Here is a 552-nt window from a genome sequence, read left to right on the forward strand (position 1 = left end):
CGCAGTTCAGCTCGAGTGATCGTGTGGCGTGGGTGGGTAATCCCGCCTTCGACGCCAGCACATTTGAAGTGTGGGCGCCGCTGCTCAACGGTGGCTGCATCATTGCATTGGATGCCACGACCGTCATAAATCCTTCAAATTTTGCCAAGTCACTTGAACAGCAACGGGTGACAACCCTTTTTCTAACAACAGCGTTATTCAACCAATATACGTCATCGATCGCTCCGACGTTAGCACAACTTAAGTACCTCCTCTGTGGAGGCGAGGTCAGTGACGTTCCCTCATTTTTGAGATTGCTGAGAGAAGAAGGTCCTGTACGCCTCATTCACTGCTACGGTCCGACCGAGACAACGACCTTCGCGACAGTCTGCGAGATCGCCCAATCTGTCGGGGGGCTGGCCTCCATCCCGATCGGGCGCCCGATTGCGAACACGCGGGTGTACCTGCTGGACGGTCATGGTGGGCCCGTGCCGTTCGGGGCGGTGGGTGAGCTTTACGTTGGCGGGGCCGGCGTTGCGCGTGGCTACCTGAACCGGCCTGATCTGACGGCGG

1 protein-coding gene is annotated in these 552 nt (G+C 58.0%); it reads left to right on the forward strand.

The genetic code is table 11. The features are described from left to right. Window positions 1-552, forward strand: a 552-nt coding sequence (locus NKJ23_RS34595; protein WP_352685210.1) for an AMP-binding protein, incomplete at both ends; no start/stop codon positions are given.

This window comes from Mesorhizobium sp. M0184, assembly GCF_040322215.1.
GTDB lineage: Bacteria > Pseudomonadota > Alphaproteobacteria > Rhizobiales > Rhizobiaceae > Mesorhizobium.